The organism is Thermoactinomyces sp. DSM 45892 (assembly GCF_900107305.1).
In the GTDB taxonomy this organism is placed as follows: domain Bacteria; phylum Bacillota; class Bacilli; order Thermoactinomycetales; family Thermoactinomycetaceae; genus Baia.
On sequence record NZ_FNPL01000005.1, the window covers coordinates 141,119 to 164,580 of the forward strand.

Genomic DNA, 23,462 nt, shown 5'->3' on the forward strand with positions numbered 1-23,462 from the left:
AATCTTACACGAATGTAAGGTTTTTTGTAAGCTAATTCAATTTGTTCGCCTGATCCCGTCTGCTAGACTAATTTCATAACGTACAAGCAGAAAGGGATGTAGCAAAATGGATATGTTAAAAATAGAACAGTTAACCAAAGTATATAGTGGTGGAAAAATCACACACCAAGCACTGTCTGGGATTAACCTGACGATTGAGAAGGGCGAATTTGTCGGGGTTATGGGACCATCTGGGAGTGGGAAGACCACTCTGCTCAATATGGTATCCACGATTGATACCCCGACATCCGGAGAGATTTATATTAATGGCAAAAAGCCTCTTTCACTGAAGAAAAATGATCTTGCAGTCTTTCGTCGCCGGGAGTTAGGTTTTGTCTTTCAAGATTTCAATCTACTAGACACGTTAACGATTGCGGAGAACATTGTATTACCACTTACGTTGGATACAAACGGGATTCGCGAAATGAATCAGAAGCTACAAAAAGTAGCAGAGAAACTGGGGATTACGGAGATCCTAAAGAAACGAACTTATGAAGTATCAGGGGGACAACGTCAACGTGCCGCCATAGCTCGAGCGATCATTCACTCCCCGTCTTTATTACTAGCCGATGAACCAACAGGGAACTTAGACTCGAAGTCAGCCCGTACGGTGATGGAAATGATGGAGTCAATCAATCAAACGGATCAAACAACAACGATGCTCGTTACCCATGATGCCCAAGCGGCTAGTTATTGCCATCGTGTTGTTTTCATCAAAGACGGAGAACTAGTTAATCAAATCTATCGTGGAGAGAATCGGCAAACGTTTTTCCAAGAAATCATTGATATGTTGTCGCTACTAGGGGGAGATACACATGAACTTTCGTCAATTCGCGTTTAATAATGTCAAACGAAACCTACGTGCATACTCCGCTTATTTCCTAAGCTGTGCCTTTGCGGTCATGATTTTCTTTAGCTATGCCTTACTTATCTATCATCCTAACTTAACTAAATCTGAACTCGGACAAACGACTCAAATCATGATGAAAGGCGCTACTTATGTAATCTTCGTTTTCTCCTTTTTATTTGTTCTCTACTCAATCAGTGCTTTTCTAAAATCGCGCAACAAAGAGTTTGGAATATTAACGATCCTAGGAGCAAAACGGAAACAGATTAATCGGCTCATCTTCTTGGAAAATATCTTAATCGGCCTTGGCGCTATAATCACAGGGATTGTTTTGGGGCTTGCGTGTGCGAAACTCCTTCTACTGTATGGGACTGAGATTATAGAAGTAAAACTCCCATTTTATTTTCCTATAACCGCTATAGGACTTACAGTCGGTGTTTTCTTAGCACTATATCTTGTCATTTCGTTCTTCACGTTGTTTTTCGTCCGACAGAAAAAAGCGCTAGAATTATTAATGGGAACCAATAAGCCAAAAAAGGAACCAAGAGCTCATATTTTACTTGTTTTATTATCCATTGGTTTCATTACAACTGCTTTTTCCTTGTTATCTAAAAAAATAGATACATTTGATGATTTATTATGGCCTATCTCTCTAGGCATTGTAGGTATGTATTTCTTCTTCACTCAATTAAGTGTATACGTGCTACGATTATTAAAAAGGTATCGCTCCTTCTTCTGGAGAGGGACAAGAATGTTATGGATTTCCGAGATGGCTTACAAGCTAAGGGACAATGCTAGGATGTTTTTTATGGTGGCGATTGTAATCACCGTTGCTTCTATCGCTGCTACTTTTGTCTATGCTTTAGGTTATGAAGCACGCGATGGATATAAAGAAACTCCTTTAGCTATTAATTTTAGTAGTAATCCACCTGACGACTTTAAGGTTTACACAGAAGGTGAGTACAAAAAATGGGAATCCAATACAAAGAAAATAGATCAAGAACTAGAAAAAGCAGGACTCCAATATGATAAGGTAGTCTTTCGATCTATTGTGCCTTATATTTCTAAGGAAGACTTAAACATATTAGACTTGGAAATAATCAAAGAATCAGAATACCGTGCGGTAGCTACATTATTTGGAACTAAGGCTCCCTCTAAACTCCAATCCGGAGAAGCTATCTTCGTTGATTCAAAATTAGAGGAATCTAAATTCAAACCTCTAGGACAAGAGTTAGGGCAATACGATTTGAAGATTGTACAACAAATCGATAAAAGATTTAACAGTGTTGTTTCATTAGTTGTTGTGAGCGATGAAACGTTTAAACGCTTACAAGGAAATCTAAATAAAAAGCCTAAGGTGGAGGGAAGGGAGCATGTTTCTGCGTTCTATTCCATCCCAAGCTGGTCTAATCAAGGATTTCCAAGCCCAGACTCGAAAGAAGGGAAACTGAGCAAAAAATTAGAAGAGTTCTTCCAGCTAGACCGTGGTATTAATGGCATTGTTGAAACAAGAGCAGGCGTTTACCTTAAAATCCAAGAGACACGTAGCATGTTTAGTTTTGTTGGAATCTTTACAGTAGCTGTATTCTCAATCGCTATTGCTAGCTTCCTTTATTTCAAACTATACACAGACCTAAATCAGGATCAGCGGATCTACCATATGCTTTCTAAGATTGGTTTAAGTGTACGGGAGATGAGACGAACATGTACGATTCAGATCGCCATGCTGTTCTTCATTCCAACCGTTATTGCAGGACTCGTTACGATATCGGTTATGCAAATACTGAAGTCACAGATAGCTGATATCATTGAAGGACAAAATATGCTCCCCGCTTCACTGATAACGATTGCTGGATTCCTAGCTGTGCAGTTGATCTATTTCTTAATCGTTCGCATGCTCTATTTACGACAAGTCGATCGAGTGATGGTTGAATCCATGAATGCGTAAAATAAATACAAGCACCTCAGTACACACTAAACCCTGAGGTGCTTTCATGTTAGGAGGAATCAACATTCATACCATTTTTATCGTAGAAGACGATCCGAAAATAAGCTCACTTTTAAAATCCTACATTGAAAAATATGGCTACCGCGTAGTAGTGGCAACCGATTTCGACCGAATTCTGGAATCATTTCAAGAAGCAGAGGCAGATTTAGTACTATTAGATGTCAACCTCCCACGTTTCGATGGTTTTTATTGGTGTCGCCAAATACGTACGATTTCCACTTGTCCGATTCTCTTCATCTCTGCACGAGAAGAGAAGATGGATCAACTAATGGCTCTACAAAATGGGGCAGATGACTATATCACCAAACCTTTTTATCCTGAAATCGTTGTTGCGAAGATCGAAAATCATTTCCGCCGAATGGGATTTTCCGAAAAAAGGAAGAGAAGGGCTCTAAAACTAGCTGGGTTGGTATATTATCCAGATACACTAAGGATGAAGCTAAGAGACCAAGAAATCGATTTAAGTCATAAAGAAGGAGCTTTATTGGAGGTTTTTCTGGAGAATCCGGACCAAGTAGTCGGCAGAGAACATCTAATGGATGCAGTTTGGGACAGTCATCAGTTTGTTGATGGGAATACACTAAACGTATGGATTAATCGACTCCGAAAGAAATTACAAGAGATTGGGGCAAAGGATGCTCTCGAAACCATAAGGGGGGCAGGGTATCGAATTATGGTTACATGGGAGAGTGAACAGGAGAAATGAGACTTTTCATACGAGATCATCTTTCTCTCATCCTCTTTAATTCGACCCAACTTTTCATCATTCTATCCATCTATTGGTTAGATGGATATCGAAATCACTTAACAGCTCTCTATTCCGTCTTTTTTGGCTTTTTCCTATTAACGATCTATCTCTTTTTCCGCTATATCACGAATCGCTCCATTTATCGCAGTCTTTCTCATCCTTTTCATAATTGGGATGAGTTTGTTCTAACCCGAAACTGGTCGCCGCTCGCCAAGGCAATCCAGACCCTTCTACGTGCACAATATCGCTTTTATCAGGAACAAATTCATCGGTACGAAGGGAAGCAAGAACAACATATTACCTTTATTAATCAATGGGTTCACCAGATGAAGACACCGTTATCAGTCATTCATTTAACATTGAAAGGGAAAATTGACCCTGTTTTTGAAAGTATCCGCGAAGAGACAGACCGCATGGAAAAAGGGTTAGAAACGATTCTTTATACTTCACGATTAGATGTTTTTGAACAGGATTTTCATGTAGAGAAAGTTCATCTACAATCGTTGATTAACAGAATGATTCATGATAACAAACGATCCTTTATTCGAAATGATGTATACCCGAGCAATAGGGTAGAGGGGGATATCGTTGTCGAATCGGATGCGAAATGGCTTTCATTCATGATCGGGCAAATCATGCTAAATGCGGTTCGTTATTCAGCAGGAACCGGGGAAAAGATCCAGTTTACTTCGTATCCAAGGGGAAAGAATCTCGTTTTAGAGGTGCGGGATTATGGCATTGGGATTCCCATGAGAGATCAGAAGAGAGTGTTTGACCCTTATTTCACGGGAGAAAATGGACGGAAATATCGTGAATCAACAGGAATGGGGCTCTATTTGGTAAAAGAGGTATGTAAGAAGTTGCATCATGGTGTAGAGCTAGAATCGACAGTTGGGGAGGGTACAATGGTTCGGATTATTTTTTAACTTATTATAGGTGGATCGAGGATAATTTTAGATATAAAAAAGCATCTCTAAATGTTGATTATTTTAGAGATGCTTTTTTATGGAAGCAAGATTCGTTCATATACGAGGGAACCACAGATCCCAGATCCCAGTTGTTTCAGGACTTAACTTTGTAGTAGTTGGGTTCACCCCCCGATAATGACGTATATAAGCGGCTAAATAAGAAAACGAGGAATTATACCATCCGCTAAACGAAGGAGCCGTTTGACAAACTACCCAATCTACTAAAGCTTGTTCTTCTAAAGTGAGTTGATTAAATTGGAATTCTATTTCGGGAAACCCTTTTAAAACTTGTTTTTTATTAAATACTTCTAAATGGGGATAGTGCTGCTTGATTTGTTTTACCACATGATCATACTCTGGTTCTTGAAGTCCACAGGCAAGGTAAATAGCAGAAAGATCCTTATTATGATGAATAGTAGAGAGAGTACTTTCCATCTGATTATTTCTATGCAAATCTAAAACTTCAGGGGGGATCATGACAAGCAGATCTCTTTCTACTCTATAGTGAATCGCTTCCCATTTAGGGCAAACAGCAGATATTACTTGAACAATAAAATGAGCTAATGAAAGGGCTCGTTTTGCTATAGGAAAATGATGCGCTATAAATTGACCTAAGATTCTGTGTTCTAACTCCGTCATATCTCTCAACGGAGGTCTCCAACACTCAATAATGCCTTGACAAGGAGATACAATTTCGGCTCTGGATCGTATAAGTTGGATATTTATCGAATTAAGTACATTTGTCAGATCAGTCATATCAACAAATAAATCAATTGGAATTTCGGTAAAATAGGGAGGGGAATCGAAGTTGATGGAAGTTCTGGTGTAGGCTTTCGATAGAATAACACAAGAATCAAAGCCAATGCCTCTATAAAATAAGGCCTCTCCTATTGTGCGAAAGACAGACATCAACTGATTACAAAGTCCTTCCTGAGTGTCGATAATGGTATGTTCTAAGTACAGCATAACATCTTTCCTTTTTTATTAGAAATGAGAATCTATCTAAATCATAGAAAAATGTTTTCTTTATTTGTATTCTCCGAGAATATACGATGCTTGTCATTTCACCTATAGGGAAAGCCCAAGTTGTAGCCTTCAGAAATTTTAGCGGAAGAACAAGACGAGAAAACAGAGGAACAAAAAACTTAATATACAAATAATATATACTTATCAGAAAATTAATATTAGAATGAAAATAGAGATTAATACATTCTAGGGGGACTCAAAATGAAAAAACATGCTTATGTCTCACTATTCATTGCCTTTATGATGATGCTCACTCCTGTGTATTGCACTTGGGGACAATTTGTAAACGGAAAGGTAAATCTTTCTCAAAAAAAGACTCCTAAGGGGAAGATACAAGAGTCAACAGAATTACAATTAGATCACACAACAGCCCATCAACAAAAATCGCAAGACTTGTCCAGTCGTCCACCTCAAAAAAAACCAACCCCAACAATCCGCGCTCAAGCTGATTATCCGATGTCGTACCTCGTTACACTCAACCACACCGAATTAATCAATCTACTGAGTACCATAACGTGGAGCCAAATCCCAGACCTATTTGAGTTTAACCAAGACTCATACCAGTTTTATCGTGACTCAGCACGTGTTCAAGCGATAATAAATGCTCTCGGGCAAAAAGGTACGCAGTTTACAAGTGAAAATAATCTCGGCATTCCCACTTTGGTAGAAGTGCTACGGTCAGGATTTTTTCTAGGGTTCTACTACTCGGAGTTAAACTATTTGAATCAACGTACATTTCATGATCGTTGTTTGCCTGCTTTAAAAGCAATCGCCCGTAATTCGAACTTTAAGCTCGGAACAACTGCACAAGATCAAGTTATTGCTTCCTATGCAATGTTAATTGGAAATGCCTCAAGTGATGTAGAAACTGTAAATTTAGCAGCTCCGATTTTCTCCCAATATCGTGCGAATATCAATACCTATCTACCTCAATACTCAAAAGGGAATGCTGTATATACTCTAATGAGTAACATTGACTATGAATTGGACACTTATATGTACGATGAAAATGTCCCCCCAACACAAACTCCTTGGTATGGAAAAATCAATCCGTTTATCGAAGAAGTGGGCCAGTTTGCTCTGTTAAACACTTTCAATAAAGAGAGTACATGGCTGATAAACAATGGGATTTATTATGTGAGCCGGTTAGGTAGTTTTCATAGTCAACCCAACAGAGGAAACCAGGTTATTACCGAATCCATGAAGAAATATCCACAAAACAGTGAGCCCTATCTAATAGCAGCCGTACAAATTAAAAATCTTTATAACAGTGTAGATGCAGATGGTAAGAGACTCAACTTAGATCAAATTTTAGGTACTGCCAAACAATATTATTTGCCAAAGTCATACACATTTGATAATGGTTCTGTTGTATTTAAGACGGGGGGACAAGTGACTGCAGAAAAAGTGCTCCGTTTGTACTGGGCATCTAAGGAAGTAAAGTCACAGTTTCATCGCATACTAGGAAGAGACACTGAACTCGAGAAGGGCAATCCAGATGATATCTTGACCATTGTGGTTTATAGCAATCCAGATGAGTATAAGTTAAATCGATTGCTATATGGATTTAGCACAGATAACGGTGGGATTTATATTGAATCCATTGGTACTTTTTTCACATATGAGCGAACCCCAGCACAAAGCGTTTATTCTTTAGAAGAATTATTTCGCCATGAAGTAACGCATTATTTTCAAGGGCGATATTCCATTCCTGGCATGTTTGGTGATGGTCCCTTCTATGAAGGGGAGAGGTTAACTTGGTTTGAAGAGGGAAGTGCTGAGTTTTTCGCAGGATCTACTCGCATTAGTGGAGTTCAACCACGGAAAACGATTGTCAAACAGTTAGCTAAGGACCCAGCAGATCGCTATACAGTTTCACAAACCCTGCATGCAAAGTATGGATCGTGGGATTTTTATAACTATGCCTTTGCTTTCCAATCCTATATGTATACAACCTTTTTACCCATGTTAGATTATCTCAATAATTCAATTATCCGTAAAGATGTAAGCGCTTACGATCGATATATCGATCAATTGAGCCGAGATCAAAATCTAAATACAGCCTACCAAAATTACATGCAAAAACTAGTCAATCAAATCGATCAATTGCCTACGCCGCATGTGTCAGATATCTATTTGAGAAAGCATCCCTACATGGATCGGAACCAAGTGTACAGTAAGATAAAATCGGTCATAAATCTAAGTAATGTCGTTACTCGTACCAATCAGTCTCATAATCTCAATACATTTACTCTTCGAGGTACTTACACTTTATCTACCACCAAAGGGAAATATCAAGACTGGAAAGCAATGAATCAGAGAGTGGATCAAGTGCTAGTCGATCTAAATAACCAATCTTGGAGTGGTTATAAAACGGTGACAACCTATTTTGTCAACTATCGAGTAAACAACAAAAATCAAGCTGAGTTTGATGTGGTATTCCACGGAGTTTTGACAGATTAGTTCTATATTATGTAAAAACCTGGCCAGAGTTGACCAGGTTTTTACATAACTTCGCGAATTAAGCTAATCACTTTTCCGAGTACTGTTACTTGAGGAAGACGGATGGGCTCGAGCTGATCATTTTCGGGTTGGAGTCGAATATGATCAGCTTCTTTGTAGAATCGTTTCACGGTTGCCTCACCATCATTTGTCATAGCCACGACGATCTCACCGTTATTAGCCGTTTGCTGTCGACGTACGACCACATAATCTCCACTTAAAATCCCTGCGTTAATCATACTATTCCCTTGAATGGTTAACAAGAATAACGGATCATCGACATTTTTCATGAGTCGTTTGGGTAGTGGATAATACTCTTCAATGTTTTCAATAGCCGTAATAGGGTCACCAGCTGTAACTTTCCCAAGCATTGGAATCATAACCGTATCTGGTAGGGGAGTAGAAGGGATTGTGTCTGACTCTTCTTTTAATAGTAACTCAATCGCACGCGGCTTCGTAGGATCACGTCGTATAAATCCTTTTTTCTCAAGTCTAGACAGGTGACCGTGAACTGTTGAACTTGAGGCAAGACCTACCGCCTCACCGATTTCTCGCACGGAAGGTGGGTAGCCTTTTTCTCGAACTTCTCTTTGTATGTATTTTAAAATAGCTTGTTGGCGAGAGGATAACTTGTTCAAAGCTCTCGTCCCCCTTGTTTTTCCTGATTTCGTTATTCATAGTATACATGAAAATAGCCATGACAACAAACATAGGTTCGTTATTTTCAAACTGAAATCAAAACATATTCTCTAACCTTTCTAATGCTTCATCTTTTTCTGTATTAATTACGTGGGTATAGATTTGAGTCGTCTGAATGTTAGAGTGTCCGAGTATCTCCTGCACAACGCGGAGGTTTTCTCCGTTTGAGAGCAGAAGAGTTGCTAAGGTATGTCTTAATTTGTGTGGCGAGATAGTAGCTGCTTTAGGGGGGAGCTTTGCTTCTCTTACATATTTTTTTAATATTTCTGAGATCCCTTTTCGGCTGATTCTCGTAAAGTTTTTGTTTAAGATGAGTGCCTCTACATGGAGTGGTGGCACACGATCTATGGGCCTTCGATCCAGATAGGCGAGAAGAGCCTCTGTAGCGGTTCGGTTGAGCATTAGCATTCTCTCTTTTCCGCCTTTACCGATTACGACAATACGGTATTGATTCCCCTGGCTCTGAATGCTATTCAGATTAAGCGAGATAAGCTCTGATACCCGCATACCTGTATTTAGTAACAAGAGTAGAATAGCTGTGTCTCTTAGTTCCATCCAATTTTTTTTCTTTTTCTTGGCATGGTAGCTTTGAACGGCTTTCACAAGGCGAAGCGCTTCTTCTTGAGTGAGAAACACAGGTACTTTTTGCTTCGAGCGAGCTTTGAGGGAGGCATCTTCATATTCTTCCATCGGATCTCGCTCTAGTAGCTTAGCTCTCACGAGATAGCGAAATAGGGAGCGAAGGGAGGCTCTTTTCCGCTGTTTTCCGCTTCGTGAATTCTCTCGGTAATGCTTTCGCTCGATCCATTCATCGTTTACTTTTATCATGACGCTGCGTTCGTAGCCGTTTTCAATATGGCGGAAGAACCTTTTTAGGGTTTGGCTTTCGACGTCTTTCAGTTCTAGGTCTCGTTCACTCAAGAAGTCAAAAAAGAGAGTGAAGTCGTAGGCATAGTTCGCAACTGTCAATGGAGAGCGGTCTGCACTGACCATTTCATGAAAGAATTCTTGTACATCTTCGGGAAAGCGAGAGATACGTTGATTTACTGCTTCTGGTAGTTTTCGGGAACGAAAGATAGGGGGCATATGATCACCTTTGGTTATGATAAGAAATGGATATGCTATGGTTGGCTGATTTAGGTCAACTAGTGCCATTAAGTAGGCTCACTAACATCGCAGTAGTCAGATATAGAGACCCTAGGCTGTTACTGATTCATCGTTTATAGATGTGTATTTAGCGTAACAGAAAGTGAAGGGGAGAAGTAGATCATTTTTGTGCAAAAGAAAAGAAGCACACCTATGCAAACTAGGACATGCTTCTGTCAGATGAGTACTAAGCGTTCAATATGTCTTTTTTACGGAAGTGGATGAATGCGATAATAGTAGGGACGACGATCCAGCCCAAGAGAATCATGATACTACCTGTCATCGTTATGTTAGTCCTTGTTAATATATAGAAGTCACTTATACTCGCATAGGTGCTTTCTAACCATGTACTACTAAAACTTAAGTTTGTACCAATAAAGTATTTAAGGACGGGAATTTTCAAAGGCATGCTGAGCAAAACAGATCCAGCTACGATGATAACCATAGGGATGGCCGTACTAATCATAGATGATGCAAAAATAGTAGAAAATAAGAATGCCAGAGATGCAATTGCAATGGAAGCGAATAACATATGCACGAAGCCATAGAATAGAGCTTCTGAAATAGGTACAAGAGTTGCTTGACTGTATTGTGGTCCATCGAACAGGAATTGATCCACCGTATGTTTCACCATATGTTCTACATACGAAACATCCATAAATTGAGGAGCGTGAGCCCCAAATGTTCCATATAGAGCAAAGTTTGTTAAAAGAACGGCGGTAAAAAAGATAACTGCCAATAATGCAGTTGCCAGTATGCTTGCAGTCCATTTACCAAATAAGATTTTGGTTCTTGAAATAGGTCGAATCAAGAGTAACTTTAACGTACCTCGTGTTGTTTCATCGGATACTATATCAGCTACTATCAGGATTACCATCAATGGTAGGATCAAAGATAATCCAAGACCAAGTACATTCTTTGTTGCAGAGTAAGCTGTTGACTCAGTAAGTGAAAAACTTCCACCATTTTGAGTTAGTAAGGGACGTTCGTCTTGCTTTAAGTAATGCTCATTAAAAGCAATTTGCTTCTCTAAATTACTAGCTTCGTCTGAATGTATCGTTTTTTTGTCTTGTTTAGCATTTTTGAGCTCTGCCTTATCTTGCTCTAGTTTAAGCTTGATAGCAGGTTTCCAATTTCCTTTCAATATATTTTCTGTAGTATTAATGCCTTGTTTCGTTCTTTCAATCGATTTCTCCAACTCTTTTATTTCCTCAGGATTTCCGTTTTTTTTGATTTTCTCCAGTTCTTTCGTATTATGAGCAAGATCATTTTTCTGAACGGAAGCAATATCTGCTGCTTTATATTGATCTCCTGAGAATGACAAATAAGAAAATCCAATTGCAAGCAAGATGGTCATCCCAAAAACCAACCAAATCTTTAAGCGGTGTCTCATTTTCATCCATTCATTGAGGATAACGATTCCTATATCACGCATTTTTCTTTTCCCCTTCTTCATCTGCTGTAAAGTTAAAGAATAATTCTTCTAATGAATCTTTTACGGTTTCGATACTTCTCAGATTTACATTATGCATAGATAGAAAGCGCACTAACTCCGAAACTTCGCTTTCTGCTATTGGGATATCCATCGTATTGTGGTCGATCACTTGATAAGAAATTTCATTTTGTTGCAAAATGACTTCTACTTTCTTGATTTCATCTGCTTTTATTCGCACCTTTTGGCCTTGTCCTTCTAATACCTTCGCGACATTTTGTTCTGTGATGATTCGGCCATTTTTGATGATGGCAATTCGGTCACAAATCGCTTCCATTTCTTTTAAAATGTGACTGGAGACAAATACAGCTGTTCCTTGATCAGCTAGTTGACGTACCAAGCCTCTAAACTCCCGAATCCCCTCAGGATCTAGGCCATTAGTAGGCTCGTCCAAGATTAAGAGCTTTGGCTTTCCTAGTAATGCCTGAGCCAAACCTAAACGTTGGCGCATTCCAAGAGAGTAGGTTTTCACCTTGTCATGAATGCGATCGGTTAGTTTAACGAAAGCAACTACTTCCTTGATACGTATTTCTTTATTTTGAATCCCGGCTAATCGTGCATAGTGAATCAAGTTCTTATATCCACTGAGATATGAATAGGTCTCTGGATTTTCCACAATCGCACCTACCATTTTCATTGCTTTTTCCCGATCCGTTCCAATATCGTGGCCACAGATACGAACGCTGCCTTGGGTTGCTTGGATTAGTCCAACGATCATTCGGATCGTGGTCGTTTTTCCGGCACCGTTTGGCCCGAGAAATCCGTAAACCTCACCTTCATTTACCTGCATGTGTACACGATTCACAATCGTTTTGTTACCAATTTCCTTAGTAAGATGACTTACTCTAAGAACCTCCATCACTTTCTCCTCCTTGTTAAAAATACCCTTTACCTCTAACAGAATACTAGAGTGGAGGGGAATCTAACTATAGAGTGTTGTTACAAACGACTTACACATGCATACCGATCGGATTACAAAAGTGTAATGTTAGGTAACAAAAAAACCTAACGCCTGACTTAAAGTCAAAATGTTAGGTAGGTTGTCAGACTATGCTTCTTTCCGAATTAAGTCTTGTTCTTCACATTCCTTTTTACAATAACCATTATAGGTTTCTTCACACTCCGGACAGACAAGATGTTGATGGTGACAAAGGTCATATTCACAATTGATATAGGTTTCAGCAGGTGCCTGACAATGGTGGCATTTTCCGACCACAGTTGGATCTACATGATTTACGGGAACTGAGATTCGCTCATCAAACACATAAAGCTTCCCATCCCATAATTCTCCTTTTGTCGCAGGATCTTGGCTATAGTTTACGACACCACCATGTAATTGAGATACATCTTGGAAGCCTTCCTGTAATAGGAAGCCCGTTAACTTCTCACAACGAATGCCCCCCGTGCAATAGCTAATAACCTTTTTATCTTTGAACTGGCTTAGATTTTCACGGATCCACTCTGGAAAGTCACGAGAGGTTTCCACTCCTGGCCGAATCGCGCCACGAAAATGCCCAAGATCATATTCATAGTCATTTCGACCATCAATGACGAGCACATCGTCACGCAAGAGATGCTCTTTAAACTCAGCCGGACTTAAGTATTTACCCGTTAATTCAGTAGGATCAAAATCGTTTTCAAATCGCCAGGTCACCAACTCTTTCTTGGCACGTACATATAACTTTTTAAAAGCATGTCCTTCATGCTCGTCAATCTTAAAAAAGATATCAGAGAAGAGGGGGTGTTGGTTCATTACTTCTATATATCGATTTGTTGCTTCAATGGTACCCGAACACGTTCCGTTGATACCTTCTGGAGAAATTAAAATACGGCCTTTTAAGCCTAATTGTTGACATAGAGCGCGATGCTCGTCTGCTACCGATACTGGATCTTCCACTTTTACATATTTGTAATAGAGGAGTACATGGTATATTTCTGAAGTACTCATGGTAGTTGACCTCTTTCTACAAGGAGTTTCAAATATAGATTCTATCACTTTCTGATGCCCATCATCAAATTGAGTTTAGATGTGTATTATCACAAACACTTTCTATTTACGTACATATATTAATAGAAACGTCGAAGGAAGTGGTGGTTCAATTGGGATTAGTCATTTATCCGCCCACGCTAAATTGGTCCTATATGCGACAACGTCCACAACATATGATGTTGCAATTTGCAAAGAACGGACATACTGTTTTATTTTTCAATAAGACATGTGTAGAAGGTCCTGCTGTTCAAGAAGTAGCAGAAAATCTCTTTGTCGTGCAACACCCAAACTTCTTTCTAAATGAAATTCTTCCCCAGCTTCCTTCACAGAGAGATACAATTTACTGGACCTCTTGGAGCCGTAAAATTCCACACGCCCGTTTATTTCAAACCAATACGTTAATTTATGACTGTGTGGATGATTTTCCAGACTGGGAACGGGAAGAACAAATGTATGCCCCTCTTGCAGATGCTATCGTTTGCACTGCGGATCATCTAAAAGAAAAAATGAGAAAGTTGGTTCCACAACAGCCCATTCATCTAATTCCTAATGGATGTGAATATGAGCACTTTGCTCAAGTAAAGAACCAACCTCGATTAGATGAGATACCCGAAATACCTGCACACCATGGACCGCGAATTGGATATATTGGCGCATGGGCCCCTTGGGTGAATAAAAAAATAATTCAGGCACTCTCTAGGGAAATGCCTGAGGCACAATTTTTGATTATCGGACCCAACTTAAGATCTGATGAGCCTGATCTAGGAGATAATGTGTTTTTCCTCGGGCATAAGAGCTATGAAACACTCCCATTTTATCTACGTTATATTGATGTCGGGATTATTCCGTTTGCTATCAATCGGATAACGCACAGTACAAACCCGGTTAAAGTTTACGAATATCTAGCAACAGGTAAACCGGTTGTTTCTACACCGCTACCCGAAGTACTAAAAATGAAGCCATATGTGCTCATTGCCGATCAACCAAATCAATTTGTTAAAGCAATACGGATGGCACTTGTGAATCTGAAAAAAAATTCTCGAAAAAGAATGAGCTTTGCTAAGCAACATAGATGGGAAAAGAGATTTGAAATGGTAAATGAGCACATTCTCGCACCAAGAAGAAAAGAGATTTCGTCTAATCAAGATGGGTTGCAGAAAATCATGCAATCAATCTACTATATCTCCACACATATTCCTCTCCAGCATAATACAGTAAATTCCTATTATGAAAACATGCCTCTAGAAAAAGACCCTGCATTTATAGGCTTGCCCAGTCAAGGAACATGTTACGAATGTTATTTTCGGGTAAGCCAAGCGGAGCTCATTCCTGCAGATAGTACGCGAGTATATCTGGATTTTGATCTTCCTCTTGAACCACAGTCACATGAGGACTGGCAAATCATTTTGTCCACTCCGATTGAAGATTGGCATTCGGATACGATCACGTATAATAATCGCCCCAGTGTAAAAAAAATTGCCAAGATGCAGATATCGCATCCGTTTTCGACAACGGTCTCTTTTGATGTAACCCAGCAGGTAATGAGGGATCATTTAACTAGATTCCACTTACGTTCTACAGCAAAAAGGGCATTGCCACTGGATGGGGTTCGTTTAACTTGTTTTCAACTGAAAAAGTAGGAGTGAGGAGTAGATTATGAATATTGGTATCTGCGGGTATTATGGGCTAGGGAACTTTGGAGATGAGTTGTTTTTAAAAACGTTTCAACAAGTATTTCATGAACACCGAGTATTCGGCTATAAGGGGTATATAGATCACGAACAAATAGATGCAGTAATTGTTGGCGGGGGAGATTTAATTACCCCCTATAAGTTTAATAACTATTATTTCCCTTCTCAATTAGGCAAGATTCCTACATGGGTATACGGTGTTGGGATTGTAGATTTTTATCCAGAGTCGTCATGGGATGCTGAAGAAGTAGAGAAATATAGACAAATTATACAAAAAGCAAAAGCAACTTTTTTTCGTGACCAAAATTCGGTTGGAATTGCCAAGAAATTGAAATTTCATAGTGATGTTCAACATGCCCCAGATGTTGTATTTTCCTATAAACAACCAAACTATCCTATCATCAAACCGAAGTCAGGTAATCGAATTGGTGTGTGTATCCACGCTTACGAAAGCTTCCCGATGAAGCAAGTATCAACTGTGCTAGCTGAGCTTGCTAGTGAAGGGTATGAGATTGTTTGCATCCCTGTAGTGAATCAGTCGAATAATCTTTATGCAGACACAGAAGTGTGCAATTCATTATGCCAAGCGATCTTAAAGTTGGCTCCTGGTGGAAGGGTAGATGTCGTAAAACCAGAGTACGACTTAGAAACTACTTATTCATATATCCAAAACCTTGATTTTTTGTTGTCATTTAAACTACACCCATCCTTAGTAGCCATTCGAAACCTAGTGCCTGTTTTATGTGTGAGCAGTATGAGTAAAGTTCATAGTTTGTTAAAGTACTTTGATCTAGATGCATATGGTTGTAAAGCAGGTATTTCAGATTCAGACCTAAGAAAGCAAATGAGGTTCCTACTTCAAACAGGAAAGCAGAAGATGAAATCGATCCATGAACGAGTAAAAGAATGTGAAGCATGGAGTGACAAGTGTGTCAGCGAACTAAAGAAATCAATCCAATCCCCCCTAGGATAAGAAGTGTATAGGGAGATGTTGCTTTATTTCAAGATATCGATGCTCCCAAGTATTTGATAATGCATACTGAATCCTGGATTCCGAGTCTCCAGGTTCCTTCAAACGCCATTCCACCAACTCGACAAAATTCCGAATATCTTCAGCGATATCGATATAAGGACTCATAGCTCGACATTCTGGGAGTGCGGTGGAGATAACGGGTTTCCCGCTAGCTAAGTACTCATACGCTTTTACAGGATTCGTCGCTAATGTGATAGCATTGATCCGAAAAGGAATTAAACAGACCGAAAACTGTTGAATGTATTGGTGTAACTGATAATGAGGGATGTTATCTAGGAATTGAATAGTAGGATGGGTAATAAATTTTGATCCGAACTCAGGACCAATCACTTGCACGATGGCACCGGGGAGTTGTGCACAACGCTGTAAAATCGAAAGATAAATCCAAGGCGCCCACGCACCCACATAGCCCAGAATGGGTTCTGATGATGGAGTTACATTTGTGCTTACATGTAATCCCATGCTGGGATCGTATCCATTGCGAACCAAGTGGATTGGAAGGTTACTCATCCGCTTTATTCTCTTGTAAATCCGTTCAGAGGTACAGAAAAGAACATTTGCCTTCTGAAACATTTCTATCTCATAAGGATACCACTCCGCAAAATCATCTAAACAATCATATACCACCCAGTCAACAAGATGATAGGGCAGGCTCTTTACTAAGAGTGGGTTACTACACCAGATCCCAATAGGCTCATGAGTTGTCTTTCGAATGATTGGTAATTTCTCGCCTACCCATGTATCCCAATTTGATACCACATATAATCCAGGCTTTACTTCTGTTAAGGATTCTGCTGTTTGAGTCCGGTTTGCATAGTAGACCGTATGTCCGTCTGCAGCAAATTGGGATAAGATTTGTTGCGGCCTCTGTTTCATCCAAGTCCAATCAATCGTTGGGGGATATAGGATAATAGCCACTTTCATTCCTCCTTAAACTCAGGTAGCCATCTCGAAATAGAAAGGAAGAGCATCATTCATATCGTCATACTAGAAAAGTATGAATCATGGACGACAGACCTAACGATTCAGTCTATAAAACGATATGCATCTGATATACAAATTAGTGTGATAAAAGAAGATTATGGATCGAGGTTGAACAAAATCCGTTCATATTTGTCTAATCAAGAAATCCTAGTAGTCTGCCAATCTGGTGATACCTTTTTGCCTGATTTCTTTTTATGGATAGAAACAAAATGTCATAGTAAGAATTCATACCGTGGGATTATCGTCATTCATGAAGAAAGAAACATTCCTGTTGTCTTTTTTTGTAACAGTCATGATATACCATTTTCAGAATGGAATAGGCTCCCTTTTCAACACTATGTACGGGAAGATCAATTACGTTACTCCGATGATAAGCATTGGATCTATTGGAACGCAGAAGAATGTGGATATACTCCATCTACTCGCGAGTTCCCTTGGGAGAAGAGAGAAGTGGTTGAAAGGCTCATCTTACCCATCATCCAACCAAATCATCATTACAAGGGTCATCCCACTAACGAAAATCCAATCGTTACAATTGGCATTGCCACTTATCAAATGGGTCATATGTTAATGTGGGCCGTACAAAGTGTAAAGAATCAAACAAACCCTCATTGGCATTTACTTGTTTATGATGATGGATCTACTGATTCCACAACAAATATTTTGCAAAACGAAGTACATGATCCCCGCATAACAGTTCTCAGAGGAAAAGAAAACAAAGGGAAAGCGTATGCTTTAAATCAAATTCTAAACCATACGTGTACTCCATGGCTTATGGAGCTGGATGCAGATGATTGGTTATCCCCCCACGCTGTTCAGTCTATATATGAAGCTACAGATGCTATTGGCGAAGATCATATTCAATTTATTTACGGAAATTATTATTTATGGGAACAAGGGAAAAGGGGGCCCCGATATCGAGGTATTCAATCACCCAAATGGGATCAACTTGAGCGGTTCATTCAATCGGGCACCGTCATTTGTCCCAGAGTTTATTCAACAGATGCTCTATTCCAGATCGGCGGTTGGGATGAAGGAGGACTTTATAAAGGACGATTATATGAAGACTTGGAACTCCTATATCGATTAAAAATGAAAGATGTGAGTGTAATCTTACTCCCATCACCCATCTATCATCGAAGACTCCATTCTCTTAGCATTACACATCAAGCTAAGAAAAACGCCTATCCAAAATGGCTAATCGATTTGAAAAGTAAAAGCTCGACATAGAATCGAGCTTTTACCCAGCACTACTATACTAATACCCGAACGTAGGAGGGGACATTATAAGGAATCTCAGCTTGTGTAAATGGACTTGTATAGGTACCGCCAGATATCTCAATTTCAAATACGTTAGGTCTAGCGGTAAGTATTTTTCCTTCTAACACTTCATTCATGAAATAAACCTCAACATTTTTCCCTACTTGTGCTTGTAACATTTGTCTCAAATTCAACATTATCACTCCTAAGAAAGAATCGCACGAATACTAAGAATCGGAACGATGACCAAATCTCCATTACTTTCTTCTAATTGAATCCCATCAGAACCTACCCGTTCTAAAACTCCTGATACAACTCCTGCATCTGTCATGATGTTGACGTTTGTGTGTAGTTTCGAACGAAGTAAGCGACGTAGTGCCTGTGTTCTCCAAGAAAATCGATCCACACGATTACTTAGATCAATCATCAGAATCATCAACGTAATTTGGATTAGGAATAGTACCCAAATACTTGCCATAACACTCACCAGATCACATCCCTTTCTTGCGAGTTTCGAAATATTATATGAGATCTGTAGTAATTCGGAACGAACAATCACCTATCCCATAAAAAAGAACAGGAGAGGATGAATGATGTCGATGATAAAAAAAGTGGCAATTGTATTTGGAACACGGCCAGAAGGAATTAAAATGTCTCCCGTTATTAAAGAGCTATTAAGGGACCCTTTTTTTAAGGTAGTAGTAATCAATACAGCTCAGCATAGAGAGATGCTAGATCAAGTCATGCAACATTTCGGTATTAAGACAGATTATGATTTGAATACAATGAAACCCAACCAATCGTTAGTTGAACTATCAAGCCATCTCATTTTAAATTTGAATGATGTGTATCAAGAAATACAGCCCGATTTGGTATTAGTTCATGGAGATACTACAACAACTCTAATCGGAGCATATACAGCCTTTTTAAACCAAATTCCCGTAGGACACGTGGAGGCTGGGTTGAGAACATATAGGCTTGATTCTCCATTTCCAGAAGAACTAAATCGCCAACTTGTAACGAGACTATCCAATATTCATTTTGCTTGCACGGAGGAAAATCGGGCAAATTTGATACAAGAACAAGTTCCGCCCAAAAACATATTTGTAACTGGAAACACCGTTATCGATGCACTTATGGTTACTTTGCAAATCCCAGTTATATTACCTAAAAAATTGCAGATAATCGAAGAAAAACCATGGAAAATCATCTTAGTAACAACCCATCGTAGAGAAAATATAGAAGAATTAAAAGAAGTGTATCAGGCGCTCCACATGATCGTTCAGTCTCAAGAACAAACCTTAATTGTATTCCCTGTCCATAAAAGTCCGAAAGTGAGAAAAGAAGTTCAAAAATATCTTCCGCGTCACAAACGAATTTTGCTTGTGGAGCCGATGGAATACCATTTATTTTGCCATGTCATGAAGCGTTCGACCATCATCGTAACTGATTCAGGGGGGATTCAAGAAGAAGCGATCTCTCTTGATGTCCCCGTATTGGTAACTAGAAATACAACCGAAAGACCAGAAGGATTACAAGCAGGGGCAATCCGGCTAGTAGGAACTGGGAAACAGGAGATCTACAAGCAGATTCACCTATTACTAACCAACACACAGATTTACAAGGATATGAAAAATGCAAAAAACCCATATGGAGATGGGTTTTCCGCACGACGTATTCGAAAAGTATTAAAAGCATACTTTCAAGATGGTGAGTAGGTGCTATACAGAATCAATAAATTGACTTTAAAATAGCTCCTAGTGGGTAGAATGACTAGTAATCAACACTGAAGATCAAGGCAGACAAGCCGTTCCATATGCATTAATGGCAGTTAAGCGAACTGAATAAGTATGCTTATCCTTAATAGTGATAAATAATACTTTTTCTTTTTCAATATCAACTGAAATTTCAAATCCCATAGGGATACATGATATACATCCCCTAGATTCAATAGCAAAAAGTATATTATACAAGTATGTTGTACTATAAGCATCTTCCTTTTTCCAGAAAATCCAATCTGAACTTTCCTGTAAATTTAAATTTGTAAAAACATTTGTCATAGCAATAGTTAATTGATTCGTTATTTCTCCTTCAGGAAAGCTAGCATTAAGCAATTGACTCAATAATTGCATGATTTGATTCACCATATTATCGATTTGAATAGTTTGGCTGATAATGGTTTGATCCACTTCTCCTATAACCCATAGGTTTTCGTTTTGTGCAATTTGGGTTGCCTTATTCAAATCGAACTGCAGTGTTTGGGGATCAAGAGCTCCACTGAAAGCCGAGGCCAAAGCTATCGCCTCGTTTATCCGACTAGGATCAACGCCATAAATGGTACTATACTGATTTGAACTATCATTTATACCTATAATTGGAACTACAGAACGTAATCGTTTTCGACAGACCATGAATATTCCTTCTTTCTTTAAATTAGATTTTAGAATACAGAAAATCATATAAATAGAAGCAACAATAATTTTCGATTATTGTTGCTTCTATTTATATGAGGTAGCAAGAAGATACATGTGAAAATAGGACATATACCTTACAACTTAAAGGATTACCAGAGACATTAGTCATCACAGCTGAGGCAGTTACAGAGTCAGCTAAAGGAGCTATGAAACTTGCTAACTCTTGGTTAAAAGAATAGTAACCCGAAAAAACCCGACTTTTCTCTGATAGTGAAAAGTCGGGTTTTTTCAATGTCATTTTGATTTAGAAAGCTCAATAAGAGCAGTTCGTCCTCTATCAAATGTGTCTTTAACCGTTATTTTCAACCCATGTTTAGGTAATTTTTTTCCAGATTCAGGCTTGTAAGGACTTGTGTAATCGTTTCCATCAAAGAAGGTACGAACGCTAGATTGAGAAGGGTATTTCATCGCATAAGTTGGATATTTGATATCAATAGGCGATGTTCTCGTGAGACCGAAAGCTGAGTCGGCTAACTGGATTCCTGTTTGGGCTGCATTACCATTATCCCAATAAAATCCTTGTTGATGCGAGTCAACAACTCCAAGGAAGCCTTCACCTGGATGTTTACCTGTCATGTTGTCTTCGCCATAACGTCCATCGTAATACCATACGACCATACCCGGATCATATCGAAGGAGACTTTCATGACGACGAATATGAGCCAATCCCTGATCCAAACCATTATGTGTACGCCACTCGATCAAGTAGTAGTTCGGAAAGGGAGTAGGGGAGCCATCAAATGTTTTAAATCCTTGTAATGTAAAAGCAGGAGTACCTTCCACATCATCTTGGAATACATTGTTATTATCTGCATGTACCCGAATATTGTCCACAAAAAATCCCTCTTGGGCAATGGCGATATCTGTTACGTAATTAAATTCGATCCTAACCTTTTTCCCAATGAAGGCAGCTAGATCCAGCTGCTCATTTTGCCATTTCCCATTCGTACCTGTATAAGTCTTGATTTTAACAGGGGTTGTGGAGCCATCTGCATAAACATTTACATAGATAAAATCATAATCTACTTCCAGATCCCACCAAGCATCAAAAGAGAGATTCGCCGTAGTAGCGCTTGTCAGATCAATCTCAGGAGAGGTCATTTTCGTATTGATAAAATCCCCTTTTGTGGAGAAATAGGACATCTCTCCTAAAGGTTGAGTTGCTGCTTCTTTGTTCACATCAGGCAAGTTAACCTTTAAGAGCTTTCCATATTTTCCGTTCTTTACAGCCTCATCCAGTTCCAATGTCACTTTTTTCTTCTCTAATTTCTTGAGATCGACTACCTTTGGAACAGGCCAATTACCTCCGAACGTCTCATGGAAATATAATTTTGCCCATGCGCTTAAACCAGGAGGTTCCATTCCTAATCTCCGTCCAGCCCAACTTCCAAGCGACATAGCAGACCAATATTCAACAGGGGACCCCGAACCAGTTGAACCTGTATCGTATTCATCAGGCAAACCAATGTTATGTCCATATTCGTGCACAAACACTCCGACCGCGCCATCTTCTGGTTGAATAATGTAATCATAAGCTTTTAAACTACTGCCAGGGATCGGAACAGGTTGATCCGCGATAACAGAACGATGGGACCAAATAGCATCTCCACCAAGCTGTCCACCACCCGCTTCCTCACCCGTACCAGAGTGAACAATGAAGAGTGCATCTAGGATGCCGTCTGGCTCCATTACATTTCCATCATCATCTTGATCATACGGATCCCGAACATCGTACTTTGCTTCGTTACCTTTGATTTGCTGCCCTACACTTTCTAGGGTTTCCACAACTAGTGCTCTTGGGTTAGCATCTTTGTTACTTCCTTGATGCCCCCCATAATAAGCGGCTTCATGCTTCGACTGCACCCATGGCGTTACAGTACCATTTACATCCCAAAAGCCAGATGATTGCTCCATGTAATACTGACGGAACGAGAGGAACTTCTCTCCTTTATCATTCTTAAAACCTTTTGGGTTAAAGAGTAAATCCTGATAATGTTTTTGGTTAAAATCTTTTACCCAGAAGTCAAACGGAGAATCCGGTGTAATCTGATTGTGTTTAAAGTTCGGAAACTCAATTAAAGCAACAACACCATTTTCTTGATGCTTCGTAGGTCTAGAAGGGGAGGAGGTATTAGATTCTGTGAAGTTTGCAATCCCTCTCGAACTACGCTCAAAACTTGCTTTCTTTCTTTTTTCCGCCCTTTTTCCAAACTTAGAGGTAACATCTAAACCGTCTGTTTCAGCAAATGGGGTTTTGCCGTTCTGGACATACTCCTTAATCGCTTTCTCGATTTCAGTTTGAGAAGCACTTTCTTTGATTTTTCCTTGTTTCTTCAGTGTGCGGATTAGCTTGTCCTGATTGATAACAGACCAATCGATATGATCTGTATCCATAAGAGCCTTCTTTGATATCGCATGAACATCTGACTGGAGTGATGGGGTTATAAATGCCGTTCCTACCAGCAATGAAGTAGAGAGTAGGGCAATTATTGATCTGCTATGCCTCACCATAGCCCCTCCTTATATGAGTAGATCCAATTACATTTTTATTATAA

The 23,462-nt window shown here is 39.3% G+C and carries 20 protein-coding genes; 9 read left to right on the forward strand and 11 right to left on the reverse strand.

Annotated elements, in window-relative coordinates; all coding sequences use genetic code 11:
* Window positions 1–106: 106 nt before the first annotated feature.
* The 4 genes from BLU58_RS05660 to BLU58_RS05675 all read left to right on the forward strand — a co-directional run bounded on the left by BLU58_RS05660 (window position 107) and on the right by BLU58_RS05675 (window position 4,568).
* Complete coding sequence (locus BLU58_RS05660) at window positions 107–880, forward strand: ABC transporter ATP-binding protein (protein WP_093291253.1); 774 nt, start codon at window positions 107–109, stop codon at window positions 878–880.
* A complete protein-coding gene (locus tag BLU58_RS05665; protein WP_093291254.1) occupies window positions 855–2,834 on the forward strand; it encodes an ABC transporter permease in 1,980 nt (659 codons plus the stop codon). The genes BLU58_RS05660 and BLU58_RS05665 overlap by 26 nt, the downstream gene beginning before the upstream one ends.
* A gap of 64 nt (window positions 2,835–2,898) precedes the next feature.
* Window positions 2,899–3,600, forward strand: coding sequence for a response regulator transcription factor (locus BLU58_RS05670; protein ID WP_093291311.1), 702 nt, complete (start codon window positions 2,899–2,901; stop codon window positions 3,598–3,600).
* The gene (locus BLU58_RS05675; protein ID WP_093291255.1) at window positions 3,597–4,568 is read left to right on the forward strand and encodes a sensor histidine kinase; all 972 of its coding nucleotides are present in this window, start codon (window positions 3,597–3,599) and stop codon (window positions 4,566–4,568) included. Before BLU58_RS05670 ends, BLU58_RS05675 begins: the two co-directional genes overlap by 4 nt.
* Before the next feature lie 96 nt (window positions 4,569–4,664).
* On the opposite strand, the gene BLU58_RS05680 is transcribed toward BLU58_RS05675, so the two are convergent.
* Window positions 4,665–5,522, reverse strand: coding sequence for an O-fucosyltransferase family protein (locus BLU58_RS05680; protein WP_176786509.1), 858 nt, complete (start codon window positions 5,520–5,522; stop codon window positions 4,665–4,667).
* A 315-nt stretch (window positions 5,523–5,837) separates the two neighbouring features.
* Here BLU58_RS05680 and BLU58_RS05685 point away from each other — a divergent pair, with 315 nt between their 5' ends.
* Window positions 5,838–8,099: a collagenase gene (locus BLU58_RS05685; protein WP_093291257.1), complete on the forward strand. Its 2,262-nt coding sequence runs from the start codon at window positions 5,838–5,840 to the stop codon at window positions 8,097–8,099.
* Between the two features lie 41 nt (window positions 8,100–8,140).
* Here the strand turns inward: BLU58_RS05685 and lexA are convergent, their stop codons facing one another.
* From lexA to BLU58_RS05710, 5 genes are all read right to left on the reverse strand, one after another.
* Complete coding sequence (gene lexA / locus BLU58_RS05690; RefSeq protein ID WP_093291258.1) at window positions 8,141–8,776, reverse strand: transcriptional repressor LexA; 636 nt, start codon at window positions 8,774–8,776, stop codon at window positions 8,141–8,143.
* A gap of 97 nt (window positions 8,777–8,873) precedes the next feature.
* Window positions 8,874–9,992 (reverse strand): tyrosine-type recombinase/integrase, encoded by a 1,119-nt coding sequence (locus BLU58_RS05695; protein ID WP_093291259.1) that lies wholly within the window; start codon window positions 9,990–9,992, stop codon window positions 8,874–8,876.
* A 178-nt stretch (window positions 9,993–10,170) separates the two neighbouring features.
* A complete protein-coding gene (locus BLU58_RS05700; RefSeq protein ID WP_176786510.1) occupies window positions 10,171–11,418 on the reverse strand; it encodes an ABC transporter permease subunit in 1,248 nt (415 codons plus the stop codon).
* Window positions 11,411–12,334: an ABC transporter ATP-binding protein gene (locus BLU58_RS05705; RefSeq protein ID WP_093291261.1), complete on the reverse strand. Its 924-nt coding sequence runs from the start codon at window positions 12,332–12,334 to the stop codon at window positions 11,411–11,413. Before BLU58_RS05705 ends, BLU58_RS05700 begins: the two co-directional genes overlap by 8 nt.
* Before the next feature lie 189 nt (window positions 12,335–12,523).
* Window positions 12,524–13,423 (reverse strand): oxygen-dependent tRNA uridine(34) hydroxylase TrhO, encoded by a 900-nt coding sequence (locus tag BLU58_RS05710; protein ID WP_093291262.1) that lies wholly within the window; start codon window positions 13,421–13,423, stop codon window positions 12,524–12,526.
* Between the two features lie 152 nt (window positions 13,424–13,575).
* Between BLU58_RS05710 and BLU58_RS05715 the strand changes: the two genes are divergently transcribed.
* Together BLU58_RS05715 and BLU58_RS05720 are read left to right on the forward strand one after the other, a co-directional pair.
* Window positions 13,576–15,105: a glycosyltransferase gene (locus BLU58_RS05715; RefSeq protein ID WP_093291263.1), complete on the forward strand. Its 1,530-nt coding sequence runs from the start codon at window positions 13,576–13,578 to the stop codon at window positions 15,103–15,105.
* A 16-nt stretch (window positions 15,106–15,121) separates the two neighbouring features.
* Window positions 15,122–16,129, forward strand: a complete 1,008-nt coding sequence (locus BLU58_RS05720; protein ID WP_093291264.1) for a polysaccharide pyruvyl transferase family protein — start codon at window positions 15,122–15,124, stop codon at window positions 16,127–16,129.
* Here BLU58_RS05720 and BLU58_RS05725 read toward each other — a convergent pair.
* Complete coding sequence (locus BLU58_RS05725) at window positions 16,121–17,107, reverse strand: glycosyltransferase family protein (RefSeq protein WP_093291265.1); 987 nt, start codon at window positions 17,105–17,107, stop codon at window positions 16,121–16,123. The genes BLU58_RS05720 and BLU58_RS05725 overlap by 9 nt on opposite strands.
* A 174-nt stretch (window positions 17,108–17,281) precedes the next feature.
* Here BLU58_RS05725 and BLU58_RS05730 point away from each other — a divergent pair, with 174 nt between their 5' ends.
* Window positions 17,282–18,403 (forward strand): glycosyltransferase family 2 protein, encoded by a 1,122-nt coding sequence (locus BLU58_RS05730; RefSeq protein ID WP_176786511.1) that lies wholly within the window; start codon window positions 17,282–17,284, stop codon window positions 18,401–18,403.
* Between the two features lie 23 nt (window positions 18,404–18,426).
* Here the strand turns inward: BLU58_RS05730 and BLU58_RS05735 are convergent, their stop codons facing one another.
* A complete protein-coding gene (locus BLU58_RS05735; RefSeq protein WP_093291267.1) occupies window positions 18,427–18,627 on the reverse strand; it encodes a hypothetical protein in 201 nt (66 codons plus the stop codon).
* 11 nt (window positions 18,628–18,638) lie between these two features.
* Window positions 18,639–18,920, reverse strand: coding sequence for a hypothetical protein (locus tag BLU58_RS05740; protein ID WP_093291268.1), 282 nt, complete (start codon window positions 18,918–18,920; stop codon window positions 18,639–18,641).
* Between the two features lie 106 nt (window positions 18,921–19,026).
* On the opposite strand from BLU58_RS05740, the gene wecB reads away from it, so the two are divergent.
* Entirely contained in the window at window positions 19,027–20,151 is a 1,125-nt protein-coding gene (wecB, locus tag BLU58_RS05745; protein WP_093291269.1) for a non-hydrolyzing UDP-N-acetylglucosamine 2-epimerase, read from the forward strand.
* Between the two features lie 75 nt (window positions 20,152–20,226).
* Here the strand turns inward: wecB and BLU58_RS05750 are convergent, their stop codons facing one another.
* Both BLU58_RS05750 and BLU58_RS05755 read right to left on the reverse strand, forming a co-directional pair.
* Window positions 20,227–20,844 (reverse strand): hypothetical protein, encoded by a 618-nt coding sequence (locus tag BLU58_RS05750; RefSeq protein ID WP_176786512.1) that lies wholly within the window; start codon window positions 20,842–20,844, stop codon window positions 20,227–20,229.
* Between the two features lie 297 nt (window positions 20,845–21,141).
* Complete coding sequence (locus BLU58_RS05755) at window positions 21,142–23,415, reverse strand: immune inhibitor A domain-containing protein (RefSeq protein WP_176786513.1); 2,274 nt, start codon at window positions 23,413–23,415, stop codon at window positions 21,142–21,144.
* Between the last annotated feature and the right edge of the window lie 47 nt (window positions 23,416–23,462).